Origin of the sequence: Glaciecola punicea (assembly GCF_001756615.1) — a bacterium.
Taxonomy (GTDB): domain Bacteria; phylum Pseudomonadota; class Gammaproteobacteria; order Enterobacterales; family Alteromonadaceae; genus Glaciecola; species Glaciecola punicea.
Map to the genome: position 1 here is coordinate 98712 of NZ_LZXY01000010.1, position 16896 is coordinate 115607.

Consider the following 16896-nt stretch of genomic DNA (forward strand, 5'->3'; position numbering starts at 1 on the left):
GCTTAGAAGTTGTAGTTGAACTGCACCGTGTATGCCCTTCCGCGAGGATCAGCGACACGTGGATCAAATGCAGCACCGGGTGAAAAATCATTTTGATGCGCCGTAAAAGGTGGATCTCTATCAAGCAGGTTTTTTATGCCCATTATCAGCTCGATATTTTCAAAGCCGGTATAGTTCATGCTGTAGTTGTATACTAAATAACTATCAACCGAATCGTCATATAAAGGTGGATTTGCTTCGCCTGAAGCCACCCCTGGAGGTGTCTCATCGTCATAACCAGAGCGAAAAATTTGCGTGAAGGTATGGATGAAATCGTCGTAGTTGTAAGTAAATACTGCAGTATTCTTCCAACGAAGTGGGATGTTACCGCGGGAGTGTGTGCCGACTAAGTTTGGCCCAAAAGGCGCGTTATCGCGCTCTTGTTTTTTGTCCTCAATTAGATAGCTTGCGTTAATGTTTAAGCCCCAAGTACCATCCCACAGCTCGCCGTTGGTAGCAATACCAAGCTCAATACCGCTGGTGGAGCGCCCACCCGCGTTAATAAAGCGTCGGTCAATAGAAACAATCTCTCCACTGGTGCCGCCTCCGTCAAAAACGTAGTTGTCTCGAAACAATTCTGGATTTTCAATGAGCTCTTTAAAGCCTGGTGTTTGTATAGTGCCTTCAATTTCAATTTCCCACCAGTCAACGTTTACTATCCAGTCTCCCTTGGCAAATACAAAACCGAAGCTAAGCTGTTCAGATTCTTCAGGTCCAAGATCAATCTGACCGCCAAATAAAATTTCGGGCGTGATAATCTGGCAGTTCGGATCGCTGATATCTACCACGCCGTCTTGACATAAAAACGGATTAGCTAAGTCAGTGCCAGTATAGGGCTCTTCTGTTACCCCGTTAAACAACTGGTTGAAGCTGGGTACTCTAAAGCCTGTGCTGTAGGCGCCGCGAAACAAAAGCTCCTCAACAGGGGTAAATTTAAACCCGACTTTCGGATTAGTGGTGCCACCAAAACCATCGTACTTGTCATGGCGTACTGCAAGGTTTAGTTCAAAATTCTCACTTACGGGTATTAACGCCTCTACAAACACTGCTTTTATGTCGCGACTCACATTATCAAGTGCATTTGCATCGTCAAACGGAGCACCATAAATTCTAGGACGGGTGTCGGCCGCGCGGCGGTCGCCGTTGAATTTGTATTCTTCGCGTCGTAAGTCTATACCGGCCGCCACATAAATGCTGTCACCGCCAAATCCTAACTCATAGCCGGTATTGCCGGAGATTGACGCATCTATTTGAGTCATGGTGGTTTCCCCCCCAAACAGTTCTATGCCTCTTGCTGAGGCGGCATCAAGGGCTTGAATAGCCTGTGTAGTTTGCGACTCACCCGGCAGTAAGAACGGATTGAGTACGCCGGTACCGATGGCTTGTGCAAGTCCAGAAGTAAAGTGGTAGCCACTGCCTAGCTCGGATGTAGACTCGTTTGCCGAACGCGACAAACCGGCCATGTAATCCCAATCGCCAATAACGCCTTCTAAACCAAGCTGGATTTTATAGGAGGAAGTGGTGGTTTCGATTTCGCGCGGGCCACAGTCCATGCAGCGCCATCGATAGGCGATGGGTGCGCCTATGTTTAATTGGTCAGCGCCATAAAAATCAGATAAGGCATCAACAATATAGTCATATGATGCACCTGTGCTTGGGTAGAAGCCGCCGCCAAAGGTATCCCAGTCACCTGCACCAATCGCCCATGGGGTGATTTGGTTAGGCTCAAATACTTTTTTAGAGACCACTTCCGATCCGAGTAATTCAACAAATGCTTCAGAATCCTCACCAATTTTCATGGTGGCGCGGCCAACAAAGTCGATATTTTCAACAGGCTGTTGTAACACCGACGCCCTTGGATAATCCCATGAACAGCTTACACCTAAGTTGCGCGATCGGTTCCACAAATCAGCGGCGTCTGGTCCCATGTTTTCAAAGGCATCACAGCCGGGTTGCCCAGGCAGTGCCAAAACATTGAGTACGTCGTTTTCTAAACCAGTGTTTGGATTAATAAGCCCAGAACCAACTAAATTGTACTGGCTTGATGTGGGATCATTTGGACGACTAAAACGGTCGTTGACCGATGCAAATGGCGCGCCGCGAGTGTCGGGCGACAAACCTCGCAGTGGTTGGAAGGTGTTGGTAAAGTCACGATCGGAGCCGCGCAGTATTTCGGCCGACTTATACGTCAGCGACCCCATTATATTAAAGCCGTCTCGTTCAACATCGCCGGTTCCGGCAAGTACGTTGAAGCGGTAAATATTGCCGCCACCCTCTTCGGTATGATCAGCAAAGGCACCAAGTTGTGCGCCTTCAAAGTTCTTTTTCAAAATAAAGTTTATGACGCCGCCAATGGCGTCAGTACCATAGATGGCTGACGCTCCGTCACGCAGCACTTCAACACGCTCGATGGCGGCAAAAGGAATAGAGTTTAAGTCAACCGAGCGGCCCTTCAAACCATGCGTGGCAACGCGACGTCCGTTTAATAACACCAGCGTTGAACCAACGCCCTGTTGGCGAAGGTTAGCGCTTGATGCTCCGTTATTACCGCGCTCTTCACCGCCCACTATCCCGGCATTACTAGCGAGGTTGTCGTTAGAATTAGACGAAATGTTAAGCTGTAGCAATAGTTGTTCGGCAGAGGTAATACCGCCTGCGTCTATTTGCGCCCGTGTAATCACGGTAATAGGTAGGTCTCCCTCCAAGCTAGTTCGCTTAATATTCGAACCGGTGACTGAAATACGTTCTATTGTTTGCTCTGATTCAGTATTATCTTCAGCTGGCTGCTGGGCAACGGCGTGAGCGCCAAAACCTGACATCGCTAGCACTAATGCTATTTTATTTAGCTTCACTGTGCGTTCTCCCTATGTGATTAATGTTGGTATCGTTTTTTATCACTTGTGATCAGCCGAGGTTGAACACGCCACTGCATATATTCACTGAACCCAGATTATGCGACACTCTTTTGACTTGCTTGTTGGCAAGCATGAGTTTTGCTGTTTGCACTCACGCCGCATTCTACGTTAGCATAATCAAAAATAATGTAAATAATAAATTATTCCAAATATACAGCCTAAAGTGTAAATAAATTATTTTAAAATATGAAAGAGTGACTCAGGTTAGTTATAAAGGTGAATAATGCGCAGCATACATCCGATTAAGCGGCTAAAGTATTAGTGCTTTTCGTTTTTGATCGATCCATTATAGGGTCTTAGTCTATTTCAATTAGTGCGCCATTGATCACTGCCGCGACTATTGCTTTTCCCTTGCGCATTAAAAAGTATGCAGGCTGTTGTAATACTAGCGCCTGTGAGTTGGCTCCAACTGGCTGATTAAGCATTACTTGATAATCAGATTGGTTACTTAGGTGGTGAGTCTCTCCTTGAAACTGAATCACCCCTTGCTTTAGCCACTGTTTATAGCTTTCGTTTGTTATAATGGTAGGCGCATTAAGCGTATGCGCCTTGCCAGTATCATATGTTAATTCACTTGCGTCATAATCTACTAGCCCTGCTTGAACATGTAAATCACCAACCGTGTCAATATAAAACTGACGTGAATAGCGCGACGTTTGTTTAATGCTTATACTTGCTTGATAAGAGTGCACGCCTGAAAAATGCAATCCTCGAATAAGTAATGATGAAAGCGTTTCACAGATGTTTTCAGGTATTTTCCAGTACTGCAGCTGGTATTTATCAAAAGCTGCTTGGCTGATTTTTTGATGATGCCTATCTTGCAGCATGCTCATTGCTTCAAGTATCGCTATAACGTTCATTGAGCGTGCAATCTGTCTGTTAGGATCCCCGCGCGCTGCGCCAGATTCAATTAATATAGTTGCAGCACCTTTACCTGCGATGCGATCGCCAAAGGAGCGGGGAGAAAAGGTGTCGTCGTAGCGTGCTACGCAGGCTTCAATATGCGGGTAAATCGCCTCTGTCATTCTGCCGATAAGCGCCATGGCTAACTGCCGGCTATCATCCACGCTTTTCTCAATGTCAAAAGCGGGTGCTAAGAAGGCAATGGTCGATGGATTACCCGTTGTACCACATTGATAATAAGGGCTTTGGTCATGCAAATTAAAGGCAACATTAGGCTGCAGTGTATCGACTAAATGCATCAATATGTTGCCTTCTGGCGTTTGCTTGGCCATCGCGTCGCGATTGATATCAATACCTTGGGCATTATGGCGAATGCAGCGCTGGGCACCGTCGGGATTAAGCATGGGAACAATATGCACAGTGAACAGCGTTTGTGCGTTATTTAGGCGTTTATCACTGCTTTGTAAAAGTGTGTCGAGTAAGTTAAATACCGAGGCCGTTGCCGTTGCCTCATTGCCATGCATTTGGGTCCACGCTAAAATCACGATAGGGCCGTGTCCATAGCTTATACGCTTTATGCTGCGTCCCTCAAAGGAGCTTCCCTCATGGGTAATTTGCACCCGCGTTTCTTTGTGCAGCACCTCAAAAAATGGCTGTATGTCGCTATGCGTAATGTGCTCAAGATTAAGCTTGCTAAGCAAATGTGCAATGGATGATGGCATGAAAACATCAACAATAGTTATCGATAAAGTATTGTTACTTTACCGAAAAAATGTATCTTTATGCAAATTATTCTATTATTAATCAGTAAATAGGAATAATGTATTCATTAAAAGGATTTTTAATGGCCGCGTTTTCTAAAATAAAAGCCTTACTGCCCTCTTTATCAAGCAGTGAAGAGAAGCTAGCACTCTACATCTTAAATTCACCGGGCGATCTTCGTGACCTGTCGTCGCAAAAACTTGCAAGCATAGTTGGGGTTAGCCAAAGCTCAGTCATTAAGTTTGCTCAAAAGCTAAAGTATAAAGGCTACCCAGCGCTCAAGCTTGGCATTTTAGATGATTTAAATAATGTTGAAACCGACCATCAAAAGCTGCATGGCCGCATTGCTGTAGGTGATGATTATGAAACAATGTCGTCAAAGTTGCTGCAAAGTAAAATTGCAGTGCTCAATCAAACTAAAAACCTGAACGACAAACATTCTTTTGCCGAAGCGATTATTTTGCTTCAAGAAGCCAAACGCGTATTAATAACAGGGCTTGGTGGCTCTGCTTTAGTGGGTAAAGATTTTTCATTCAAACTGCAAAAGCTTGGTATTGCGGCTATCTCTGAAATTGACGGGCACGCACAACTGGCCATCGCATCAACGCTGGGTGAAACCGACCTGGTGTTTGCCCTGAGTGAGTCAGGCGCAACGCGAGAAGTGGTCAATGTCGTAACGGAAGCGGTGGCAAACAAAACACCTGTTATTTCGCTTACTAAATTTGGTGATACAGCGGTTTCAATGCATGCTCAGGTAAGACTTTACTCGGTGGCTGAAGAAGCCGCTACGCGAATATCGTCGATATTGGCGCGCACCGCACAAGAACTCGTAATAGATATGCTGTTTATTTCACTGATGCAGACGTCGAGTAAGCGACGAGCAATGCTGGAGAAATCACGCAAGGTGGTATCTGAATTTAGAAATTATTGAGCGATGGGGCTTTTGGTGTTTAACAAATTAGTTAACAAACATGCTCGTGTTTTTTTGATTTTAAGGAGATGCGGACCGCTTTATAAAAATAAAGCTCTTAACTTTAGTCGAATTAGGAGCCGCGGGCCGCTGTAGGCTATCTTAATCGTCGCTCAATTTTGTATTCGGAACCTAGTTGACTTTGTGTTGCGCATTACGTTGCACTTGAGCGTAGCAGCCTCGACAGACCTTGGATTTGAATGGGATACAACCGTTGAAGTTAAACGTTGCCTAGCTAAAAGCATTAATTCATTCACTTCGTCAACTTTATGGACACATTTTGCAACTTAAAAACTTTCATCATAAATTTGTCCATTATGCCGAGTGTTAATCCGAATACGTCCCATTTAGAAAGAATAAATAAAAAACATCATCACTTCACTTTTAGAATTCTTCAACGACTCCTCCTCGCCCTATTTATGACACACTTTTCAACACGGCTTTAGTCGGCTTTGTGCACAGCCTAATGATAATCTTTAGACAAAGTCTCATCGACTGGCTTCTTTTGGTACCGAGCCGATAGACGGCAATGAGCTATCTATAGTCATTCGGTTTACTTGCGAACGTTTAAGCTTTGCGTAGCAGTATAATCATCATGTGTTGATGACATATGGCACACGGTCCTATACTTTCAGCCATGAAAACATTTGATTGGAATTCTGATAAAAACAAGCGCTTAATGGAGGAGCGTGGCATTTCATTTGAAGATGTCATATATTATTTACAAAATCAGTGTTTATTAGATGACTTAAAGCATGTAAATCAAGAAAAATATCCGAACCAAAGGATTTTTGTTATTAATATTGAAAATTATGCTTATCTAGTTTCGTATATTGAAACCGATGAATCAATTTTCTTAAAGACAGTCATTCCTAGTCGCAAGGCTACAAAACAAGACACAAAACGTGCCAACCTAAATCATATTCTCAATAGGATTAAAATGGGCTAAATATGTTTCGTTTATTATTTGGAAATGAACAAAAAATGCTTGATTTATTGTTTGGAAATTAGCATAAAAGTGCTAGTTTATTGTTTGGAATTGAACTATTTTGAAAAATCCCATAGGAGGATTCTTTGTATAGAAGATGTATTGAGCAATTGAAATCGTGGGCTAGCGCTACTTCTCGGGGTGTTATGGTGCTACGAGGTGCGCGACAGGTTGGTAAAACCACATTGATCCGTATGCTGGCAAAAGAGCTTGGTTTAATATTAATCGAGCTTAACTTAGAAGATACCCCCAGCTTTGCAGGGATGTTAAATAAGCGCTCTAATGCAAAAGACATTCTAGAGCTGTTGCTGTTAGAGAAAGGTGTAGTAGCCGAGCCCGAAAATGTTTTGTTTTTCTTCGATGAGATTCAAGAGCTTCCTGGGTTCTATGAGTATCTTCGTTACTTTAAAGAATTGGCGCCCGAATATAAGGTAATTACAGCAGGCTCACTGCTAGAGCTTGAAATCCAAAAAGAGAAGTCAGGGCAAGGGCCTTCTGGGCGTGTGGAGTTTGCCTTTTTAGACCCTATGACGTTTGAAGAATTTGTCTTGGCGGCGAATCCAGTTGCATATAAAAAGCTTATTAATTTGGATGTCTTAGCGCCTATAGGAAGTAGTTTTCATGAAATTTTCTATAGCTTGTATAAGCAATATATGGTTTGTGGCGGTATGCCTGCAGTGGTGGAGACATTCGTTAATAATGAAGGTGTGCTGCGACTAGACGAGATTAAGAATAACTTACTCACTGGCTATATCAATGACTTCGCTGACTTTGGTAAGTTGTCGGGGCAAAAATACGACCCAAAACTATTAGAGCTCATTTTCAGGCAGGTTTATAGCCATCCATGTAACTCTATGACTTTGTCAAAGCTTGCGCCAGGGTTTAGAGCAGATAAAATTCGCGATCATATAGAAATCCTGGTTAAGTCAAAGCTGATTAGAAGAAGTATTCATACTCACGAAAACAAAGCCCCTTTGCTCAGTGGAGCCGATAAGTACACTCACAAGCTATTTGCATTAGATATCGGCTTGGCTTACTCGTATATGGACTTATTACCACAAGAGGTCTATGGCAGTGGGGATGTTAACAGTGTTGCCGAAGGTGCAATGGCAGAACAATTTGTAGCTCAGACCTTACAGTCGGTGCCTCCGTATTACAAGGCTAAGTCCTTGTATCATTGGGAGCGAAAGAAGAAAAATGCTATCTCTGAGGTTGATTTTGTCGCCGCATTGGATTCAAGAGTTGTTCCTATTGAATGTAAGTCTGGTCACTCGAACAAGATGATATCTTTGAAGCTAATGCTTGGTGCCAAGACATACCCCATGGCCTTAAGGTTATATGCTGGCGATATTGAGTATGGATTAATTAAACCAAGACCAGAGCAGCAAGATTTGAAAGAAGTGCCTTTGGTTAGTATGCCTCACTATATGCTCGAACGATTCGTGTCTAAATTTAGCACTATAAGCGCTAAGGCAATATCTTAATTTGGAAGCGTGGGACAAACCATACATTTTCCTAATTCATTTATCAGAACAAACGTAAGGATAACGTTTTCTGCCTTTAACTACGGGATTTACATAGATATCGAACTGGTTCACTTACCGCTTTGACAAATTAAATGCATAAATCGCCGTCATCAAATGGCAGACCATCACAAGCAATATACTGATTACATGTCTCTATTTTCTGTTTATTACGCTCTTTCCATTTAGTTTCTCGCTCTGACTTCAGCGCAATTTCTAAGCTGTTGCTGAGATTTATACCGAGGCGTTTTGCGTCCTCTGTCACAGTCTTATCTAAATATACATTTACTCTAACTTTTTCTTTGGCAGTACCCATAACTTATCTCTACGTAAATTACTATACGCACAATATAATGCGCACAAATATTTTATCAACTATAAACCAAACTTGTCTTATACGTTCGCTACAGGCTTGTTCACTCTAAATTAACCTATCGCGCAATTTAGCGATTAATGACCGCCGGTCAAGTTTAAGTGATCGTATGATTATTTTTAGCTGAAATTAAGTTAAGTTGCGGGACAACTAAACGAAAGGCCTAGAAAAACGTTAGAGTATTCTTAATATAGACAGTTTCGCACCCATCTTGTCGGGACTGAATTGGCTTAGCCCACAATTAATGGATACGGTGGGACGATATTTATCATTTTTTTAGTGAGTAACCTTAGCGACATCCAAAAACACAGAGCACTTGCCAAGGGCTGATCCCAAGTCCAGGTGTGGTATTTAAAAAAATATTTGCATCTTTAAACCGGGAGGCGCCCATAATAGGGTCATATTGTCCTAAGGTAGGTCCGTCTAAGTCGATTAGCGTAATCACATCAGCGTATGCCAGCGCTAAATGAGCCGCTGCGGCAACGCCTATGCTGCCTTCTAGCATACAACCCATCATACACCTTAGCTTATGCGCTCGGCAATAATCTGCAATCTGCATAGCGGGGTACAGACCGCCCGCCTTCATTAATTTTATATTAATGATGTCTATAGCGTCTAGCTGATGCAGTTGTACGACTTGGGCAAGATTAAACGCGCTCTCGTCTGCCATAATGGGGGTCTTAATCGCGCGTTTAATGCGGGCTAAACCTTCGATGTCATTCGCCACTAAGGGTTGTTCTATTAATTCAAACGCGACTCCCTCATGCTCAAGTTTCTGCATAATATCGATTGTGGTTTGGGTATCCCAACCTTGGTTTACGTCAAGGCGCATCCGTAGATTGACCTTATCGCTTTGTAAGCTTTGCGCGTGGGCATAAATTACGCGCAGACGCTCCAAATCTTCACAGGCTTGATTGCCGATTTTTATTTTAAGACAGCGATAACCGCGCGCTACGGCTACGTCAATGTCACTGCACATTTGCTTAACGGGATTAACACTTATCGTATAATCGGTTTCAATTGTGGTGTCGGTTTTACGTGTAGTTTGAATCCCCCCACTTAAACTTTCAATTAATTCATAAAGTGGCTGTTGGGTGTATTGTGCGTAGGCGTCAAACAGTGCGATATCCATTGCCGCTTTGGCATTGCTGCCTGCATTTGTGACTTTATGGAGCTTTTCAATAAGGGGTTGGAAGTCTTGCAAAGACTCACCTATTACTAGCGGAATGAGTACGGTTTCTAGGGCCATTTTTATGCTTGCGTGGCTGTCGCCTGTTATTTTTTCAGTGGAGGGCGCCGATCCGTAGCCAACGCAGCCATTGCTGCAGTGTACACGCACCACCAAGTCGTGAATGTGACTGACTTCTCTTACCGCCGTTTTAAATGGCGTGTGCAAAGGTACTTTTAGTGACAGTAGTTCAACAGATTGAATAATCATTGGTATTGCATTACTTAGGTGATGTTTTGTTAAAATATTTATACAAGCTGGCTCGCAAAAGTGCCTGCACTGTGTTTTCGAACTAGGGGTGGCGTAAAAACCCCTTACTTAAGTTGATATTACAAAGTAGTGCTTGCTCTATATCAGGCCGACTGCGTGTTCGTTGGACGAATTTATGATGTTACCATTAGGCTCCATAAAAAGACTATCACCTATTTTACAGAAATAGCTGATAGACTATTTGTCAGTACCTAACCAATCTTTATTTTTGCCAATGCGAGCAAAACGCGCAGCGTTTAAAATACAGTGACAGTTATTGGTCCATATAACGAGCGCATGCAACTGGATGCGGCAAAGCCGTGGGCAACGCGTGAAATTGGCCACGGCACAAGAGGAGCCTTATGATTCAAATATTGCTTAAGGTCTGGCCCCTTCTACTTGGCATGATGTTTATCATGCTGGGCAATGGCATGCATTTCACCCTTATCGGCCTGCGCGGCACGATTGAGGGATTTACCTCAACTGAGCTAGCCGTTGTCACCTCCGCCTATTTCATGGGCTTTTTGGCGGGTGCGCGCCTTTCTCCTGTAATGATCAAACGGGTGGGGCATGTTCGCGTTTTCGCAGCGCTTGGCAGCTTCATGTCGGCGGGGCTAATTGCCTTTCCGCTGCTCGCTGAGCCTTGGGCCTGGACGTTGCTGCGATTACTCGTGGGCTTTTGCATGTCGGGCATTTTTGTCGCCGCCGAAAGTTGGTTGAACAATGCTGCCACCAATGAGACTCGCGGCAAAGTGCTGTCAGCCTACATGACCGCGCAAACCCTAGGTATCATAGGAGCTCAAGGACTGCTGACCTTAGCCGATGCCAAAACCTCTGTGTTGTTCATCGGAGCATCAATTTTGGTATCAATCTCTTTTGCGCCAATCCTTCTTTCTGCCACCCATGTTCCGCTGGTAGAAATAGCCCGCCCGATGTCCTTGCGCGACCTTTTCTCGGGTTCGCCCCTTGGTACCGTGGGGATCTTCTTATTGGGCGGCGCCTTTGCGACGCAATCGGGTATGGGCGCGGTTTTTGGAACGCAAATTGGGCTGACAGTTGCCCAAATATCACTGTTCATCGCGATGCTGTTCGCCGGGGCACTGGTGTTGCAACATCCTATTGGCTGGCTGTCGGATAAAATTGATCGGCGCAAACTAATTTTCGGGGCGGCCTTTCTAGGCTTAACATCATGTGCATTTGGGTGGAGCACAAGCGGCGGTTTGTGGCCCTTGATGGTATCGGCCTTCTTCGCAGGTGGAGTTACAACGCCGCTCTATGCGCTGTTTTTGGCCCACGCAAACGATTCACTTGACACCGATGATATGCCGTCGGCCTCTGGGGGACTTGTTTTTACCTTCGGACTAGGCGCAATTGTAGGCCCACTGCTGACTGGCTGGGCGATGCATATGTTTGGCCCTTACGCGTTTTGGTTGGTGCTTGGTGCAACCTTCAGTACCATTGCGCTGTATGCACTCTATCGTATGACGCAGCGTCCGGCTACCCCAGTGGAAGAAACTGAAAGCTATATTGCTGTGTTACCCACCACATCATTGGTAGCGTTAGAAGCCGCCAATGCATGGGCGGCCGACAAAGCAGAGGCAGAACGTGGCAAAGACGCTGCGCCCTAGTCGGAGCAACATAATATTCACGATTTTGCAATTAACCCAGAGTATAGACCCGTACAACTAAGTCAGTGAATAATCAGTAAAATTCAATAAAGCGCGATATCAAAGCGGTGTTTGAGAGAAACCACTTTAATATCACTTCATTTATTCATATATCGATAAATGACGTACCTGCGATACTCTTTTCCTGGCCGCAGAATATCTGGCGCTAGTACCGAATGATTGATGGCGTCGGGATAGCCTTGAGCTTCTAAGCATAATGCTGTTTGAAATTCGATTACTCGTTCTTCCCATGGTCGCGCCCATATAAAATCCGTCGTTTACTATGGCTTCATCAGTTGCATGGTTAAGCGTTGTCTCTATTAGTTCTCCAAGCTCATTGGGCACTCTTATCGACAGGATGCGAGCACCAAAATTACACAATTCAACTTGCATTCCTTTGCTGTTTTGCAGCGTGAATCTTTTTAACTTCGACATTGACCCGGCCCACCATTTTTGTCATTTTTAATGCACATTTTTACGCTTGCCTATCGATTTGCTTAAGTTCCTTCAGTGCACGCTCATCCCATTCAACTTGCCACCGCTGATCCATTTATTCGTCAAAGCCTAATTCTTTTTCCACATCTTCTAATGAGACACGATTAGTAGGCTTTTCAAGTCGATCTATTGCTATATATGTATCTTCCATTTCATCAAGATACTTTATGTTGGCTTCTTTAGCATAGAACGACTTTGTGCGGTCTGTTGTCTCAGCTAACAGACTTAACCGGCTTTCAATTTCATTTGATAATCTAAGAGATAACGTTTTTGGCTTAAGCTGAACATGTCACACATGCACAGCTTAGGCTATTTTATAAAATGTGCATAGTCCTTAAACACGTTTATTAAACATTATAACGCTAGCGAAATGGTGTGTTATGGCACTGTTTGCGTCGGTTTCACAGGCGAACTGCTTCACGGTAGTAAAATCACCTTGGCTCATAGAAAATGAAAATCCAAGCTTTTTATAGGGGCCTTCATGATTTATATAAATTTTGTGCTTTGTATCATCAAAAACAAACCCCCGTGTGAGCGACTGCTAGTTTTGGGTACTCAATGATAAAATTTAAAACCCGATGAATTAAATTGCATGACCCTAGGTTCCAACTGAGGTGTCATCACAGCTAACTTGTGTTCAACGCAAAAAGTCATAATGACGTCGTCTGAAATGTGGTTTAGGGTCGTTAAAAGGAATCGGAGCCGTGTTTAAAAGTGATATTGAATATTACTCATATTTAATATTTCGCTGTAAAGCGAATAATGCATCAATTTTAAACTTTAGTTTATGTATTTTATTTATTTATTTATTTATTTTTATTTATTTTTATTTATTTTTATGCGTCAAAAACATTTTTTAGTGTTTGATTATTATAACAATTAACTTAAAGGCGCGGCATATCAAGGGTCTTTAAATGGCAAAACTGTTCATAAATTAAACATTATCGTCAATAAAGTGGTACGATGTGCGGAAGAATTTAAGATGAACACAAGGCACAAAAGGACGAGTCTTCCATTTTTACCTGCCAATGGTCGTCCAAACTTAATACAACTGGCCTTACATGAAAATACTATTTAGTCAGTCAAAATGAATAAAAATTAAAAGCAACCAAGGTTATTATGCTCAATCACGTGTACTGTTTAGTTTGGAGCGATGCAGCAGCGTCTTATGTCCCGGTGTCTGAAAAAAGTGATGGCCGCGGTAAATCAATCAGTGGCTCAACTCCAGCAGTCAAGTCTAGTAACAATCTTCCCAGCCATATTAAATTTCTAAATTTGTGCAAGTTTAGCGCACTAGCTTTAGCGCTATCGATAATATGTCATACCGCAAAAGCCGACACACTGCCAACGGGCGGCAACATTGTCGCGGGTGCTGGTAGCATTAGCCAAACCAATACCAATATGACAATAACGCAAAGCACCGCTAAAATGGCGGCTAATTGGCAGACATTCAATATCGGAGCAGACAACGCAGTAAAGTTTGTCCAACCATCCTCTTCATCTGTTGCACTTAATCAAGTGTTAGGCAGCGATGTATCTGTCATTCAAGGTAACTTATCGGCTAATGGTCAAGTTTTTTTAGTTAATCCAAACGGTGTGTTATTTACCCCAACATCTCAAATAAACGCAGGCGGACTCGTTGCAAGCACCTTGCGCCTCAGTACCGATGACTTCATGGACGGTAATTTTACATTTGTCGGCGAGAGCAGTAATGCCATCATTAACCGAGGCAATATCACCGTTAACAACGCGGGCAGCATTGCTTTAATCGCCGCTAAAATCACCAACACTGGCACTCTCACTGCGCATATGGGGAGTGTATTGTTAGGTGCTGGCGCAAACGTCACACTTGACCTAGGCGGGCCTGTTGAAATACAGGTCACACAGGCGGCAATTGATGCCTCCATTGAAAACAAAGGCGGAATTAAAGCTGACGGCGGACTAGTATACCTTACCGCACAAGCCACTCAGGCATTAGTAACATCCGTCATTAGCAATACAGGCATAATAGAAGCGCACACGCTCGCCACTGGCGAAAATGGTCAAATAATGCTGATGGGTGGCATGGACAATAACCGCATAATGGTAGCTGGCATCTTGGATGCCTCCGCTCCTAACGGCGGTAATGGCGGTTTCATTGAAACTTCAGCGGCGCATGTACGCATTGCTGATGATGCAAAAGTAACCACTTTTGCTGCGACTGGCGATAGTGGCAATTGGCTAATTGATCCCGCCGACTTTAATATTGGTGATGCTAGCACTGACGCACCGGCCAATATAACTGGGATTGCACTGTCGAACAATTTAGTCAACACAGATGTAGAGATTATGTCTTTCAAGGGCACCAACGGAGGGTCTGGCAATATCAATGTAAATGAAGAGGTTTCGTGGAGCGCGAACACCTTAACGTTAACCGCCGCCAAAGACATTAATATTAATAGCGTGATGACAGCCAGTGGCACGTCGACTTTGGTTCTTAACACGGCAACATCCAATGGCGGTGATGTAGCCGTTGCCGGTGGGCAGGTCTTTGTTGGCATGGATGCCAACGGTTTCACTGGCAGAGTTGACTTTGCCGAAACTGACGGCACCAACGCACGTTCAGGTACCGGTATACTGACCATTAATGGTGCAGAGTATAATATTCTCAACACTGTGGATCAATTAGCAAACATGACCATTACCGGAAATTTTGCGCTGGGTGGTAATTTAGGCACTGCGGAATCTACCTTTGATTTTACGCCAATAGCCAGCTTTGCCAATAATTTTAATGGTCTTGGGCATACCATTACCGGAATGAATATTGATGGCATCGCCGCGGCTAACACGGGAATGATTAGGATCGCCGGCGCCGGCTCTGATGTTCGCAATGTGGGCTTGGTGGGCGGCAAAATTATCAATGGTGGCGCAGGCACCGGTGGCTTAATTGGTTCAGGTACAACGGGTAATGTGAGCAACAGTTATAACACTGGCACCGTTACCGGGGTGGCCAGCACCGGAGGCTTGGTGGGGAGTTTAACAACTGGGAACATTGTTAATAGCTTTGCCACTGGCGCTGTTATTGGAGCGGCCGGCACCGGAGGCTTGGTGGGGAGTTTAACAACGGGGTCAGTTTCTAATGGCTTTGCCACTGGTAATGTTATTGGAGCAGCTAGCACCGGAGGATTGATAGGCAATATTACCACTGGGCCAGTCAGCAATAGCTATGCAACCGGAAGCGTAGATGGCGATGCGGGCACTGGCGGCTTAATAGGCACCATCACCACCGGGGCAATTACTCGAAGTTATGCCGTCGGAAACGTTAAAGGTCATGCGGGCACTGGCGGTCTGATCGGCGTGAAAACCAGTGGAGATGTTACCGAGAGTTATGCTACTGGCAATGTTGACGGAGCAGCCGGTACGGGAGGTTTAATTGGCAGCGTGACTACAGCTGTTATTAAAGACGTCTACGCTACTGGTAATGTGGCTGGCGCCGCTGGTGTCGGTGGCCTACTTGGCAACAGTACCGCTGCAGTCACAAATGCTTATGCCGCTGGAACGGTAAGCGGTGCTGCACCGGGTGGCTTATTTGGGACCACAACAGGGGTGCTTACTGACAATTTCTGGAACAAAGCTAATGCTACTCATTCGGTTGGCGTCGTCAATAGCACGCCGGCAGGCACCACTGGATTAACTTCCGACCAAATGATGAAGCAAGCTACCTTTCCTAATGGATGGGATTTTACAAACATTTGGTTTATTGATGAAGGAAGTAGTTTCCCCTTATTGCGTACTTTCATGACCGCATTGACCGTAACGGCAAACAGTTTTACTAAGACCTATGATGGCAATGAATTCAGTGGCAATGGCATGACATATTCTGTCGCCGGCGCGACACCAAGCGGAACATTGAGCTATACCGGCAGCGCTCAGAACTCTGTTAACGCAGGCAGCTATACCATCATACCTAAAGGGCTAATTAGTAGCCAACAAGGCTATATGATCACTTATGTTGATGGCACACTTACCACCAACCCAGCGCTTCTTACACTATTTGCCTCTAAGGTTTATGACGGCACAACTAATCTTACAGATAAGGTTACTATAGGCGGATTAGTAGGCACTGAGACCCTCAGTTACACTGATTCAAGGGTAAACGATAAAAACGTAACAACCGCTAATAAATTTATCAGTAACATTACTTTAACTGATGGCACTGGATTGGTAAGCAATTACATGTTGCCGGCGCTTAATGCCGCTAATGCAGCAGTGACAATTACGCCTAAAGAATTGACTGTCAGCGGCATCGCCGCCAATAGCAAAGTCTACGACGGCCTTATGAGCGCCGCGCTAAATGTGAGCGGAAAAACACTGACCGGCTTAATTGCAGGCGATACGGTAACCGTATCGGCAAGCGGCGCGTTCTCTGATAAAAATGCAGGCGATGCTAAAACGGTGAGCTTAACCAGCACAAGCGCCGGGACTGACGCCGGCAACTACCTTATTACGGGTCAAGCATCAACCACCGCAGACATTACCCGCGCTAACCTAAGCGTAGGCGGGATCACCGCCAGTGGCAAAGTCTACGACGGTAACGTAGATGCCTTGCTGGATGTGAGCGGGAAAACATTGACCGGCTTAATTGCAGGCGATACGGTAACCGTATCGACAACCGGCGCCTTTTCTAATAAAAATGCAGGCGACGGTAAAACGGTAAGCCTAACCAGCGCTAGCGCTGACGCTCGCAACTACGATATTACGCCGCAAGCTTCAATCCTCGCAGACATTACCCGCGCTAACCTAAG

10 protein-coding genes and 1 pseudogene are annotated in these 16896 nt (G+C 44.6%); 5 read left to right on the forward strand and 6 right to left on the reverse strand.

Features of this window, described 5'->3' with window-relative positions:
* Positions 1-2 precede the first annotated feature (2 nt).
* Positions 3-2891, reverse strand: coding sequence for a TonB-dependent receptor plug domain-containing protein (locus BAE46_RS11860; RefSeq protein ID WP_070112940.1), 2889 nt, complete (start codon positions 2889-2891; stop codon positions 3-5).
* A gap of 359 nt (positions 2892-3250) precedes the next feature.
* A complete protein-coding gene (locus BAE46_RS11865) occupies positions 3251-4579 on the reverse strand; it encodes a M14 family zinc carboxypeptidase (protein ID WP_070112942.1) in 1329 nt (442 codons plus the stop codon).
* Between the two features lie 122 nt (positions 4580-4701).
* Between BAE46_RS11865 and BAE46_RS11870 the strand changes: the two genes are divergently transcribed.
* From BAE46_RS11870 to BAE46_RS11880, 3 genes are all read left to right on the forward strand, one after another.
* On the forward strand, positions 4702-5550 hold the full coding sequence (locus BAE46_RS11870) for an SIS domain-containing protein (RefSeq protein WP_070112944.1): 849 nt from the start codon (positions 4702-4704) through the stop codon (positions 5548-5550).
* A 649-nt stretch (positions 5551-6199) separates the two neighbouring features.
* A complete protein-coding gene (locus BAE46_RS11875) occupies positions 6200-6538 on the forward strand; it encodes a BrnT family toxin (protein WP_244885015.1) in 339 nt (112 codons plus the stop codon).
* A 125-nt stretch (positions 6539-6663) separates the two neighbouring features.
* Positions 6664-8061, forward strand: coding sequence for an ATP-binding protein (locus BAE46_RS11880; protein WP_244885016.1), 1398 nt, complete (start codon positions 6664-6666; stop codon positions 8059-8061).
* Between the two features lie 130 nt (positions 8062-8191).
* Here BAE46_RS11880 and BAE46_RS11885 read toward each other — a convergent pair whose 3' ends face one another.
* Together BAE46_RS11885 and BAE46_RS11890 are read right to left on the reverse strand one after the other, a co-directional pair.
* On the reverse strand, positions 8192-8416 hold the full coding sequence (locus BAE46_RS11885) for a type II toxin-antitoxin system CcdA family antitoxin (RefSeq protein ID WP_006006070.1): 225 nt from the start codon (positions 8414-8416) through the stop codon (positions 8192-8194).
* 346 nt (positions 8417-8762) lie between these two features.
* The gene (locus BAE46_RS11890; protein ID WP_070112948.1) at positions 8763-9911 is read right to left on the reverse strand and encodes a mandelate racemase/muconate lactonizing enzyme family protein; all 1149 of its coding nucleotides are present in this window, start codon (positions 9909-9911) and stop codon (positions 8763-8765) included.
* Between the two features lie 470 nt (positions 9912-10381).
* Between BAE46_RS11890 and BAE46_RS11895 the strand changes: the two genes are divergently transcribed.
* Positions 10382-11578, forward strand: a complete 1197-nt coding sequence (locus BAE46_RS11895; protein WP_342341490.1) for an MFS transporter — start codon at positions 10382-10384, stop codon at positions 11576-11578.
* 141 nt (positions 11579-11719) lie between these two features.
* Here the strand turns inward: BAE46_RS11895 and BAE46_RS11900 are convergent, their stop codons facing one another.
* Positions 11720-12052, reverse strand: a complete 333-nt coding sequence (locus BAE46_RS11900; protein ID WP_040521123.1) for an aldose epimerase family protein — start codon at positions 12050-12052, stop codon at positions 11720-11722.
* A 115-nt stretch (positions 12053-12167) separates the two neighbouring features.
* Positions 12168-12356, reverse strand: a pseudogene (gene relB / locus BAE46_RS15230) (type II toxin-antitoxin system RelB family antitoxin); the annotation flags it as partial.
* 875 nt (positions 12357-13231) lie between these two features.
* Between relB and BAE46_RS11905 the strand changes: the two are divergent.
* A partial coding sequence (locus BAE46_RS11905; protein ID WP_070112952.1) for a beta strand repeat-containing protein occupies positions 13232-16896 on the forward strand: 3665 nt, incomplete at its 3' end.

Bases quoted from the DNA above. Each gene is read 5' to 3' on its own strand.
- BAE46_RS11900 (WP_040521123.1), bottom strand. From the start codon at position 12,052: ATGTCGAAGTTAAAAAGATTCACGCTGCAAAACAGCAAAGGAATGCAA.
- BAE46_RS11895 (WP_342341490.1), top strand. From the start codon at position 10,382: ATGCATTTCACCCTTATCGGCCTGCGCGGCACGATTGAGGGATTTACC.
- BAE46_RS11865 (WP_070112942.1), bottom strand. From the start codon at position 4,579: ATGCCATCATCCATTGCACATTTGCTTAGCAAGCTTAATCTTGAGCAC.
- BAE46_RS11875 (WP_244885015.1), top strand. From the start codon at position 6,200: ATGGCACACGGTCCTATACTTTCAGCCATGAAAACATTTGATTGGAAT.
- BAE46_RS11885 (WP_006006070.1), bottom strand. From the start codon at position 8,416: ATGGGTACTGCCAAAGAAAAAGTTAGAGTAAATGTATATTTAGATAAG.
- BAE46_RS11870 (WP_070112944.1), top strand. From the start codon at position 4,702: ATGGCCGCGTTTTCTAAAATAAAAGCCTTACTGCCCTCTTTATCAAGC.
- BAE46_RS11890 (WP_070112948.1), bottom strand. From the start codon at position 9,911: ATGATTATTCAATCTGTTGAACTACTGTCACTAAAAGTACCTTTGCAC.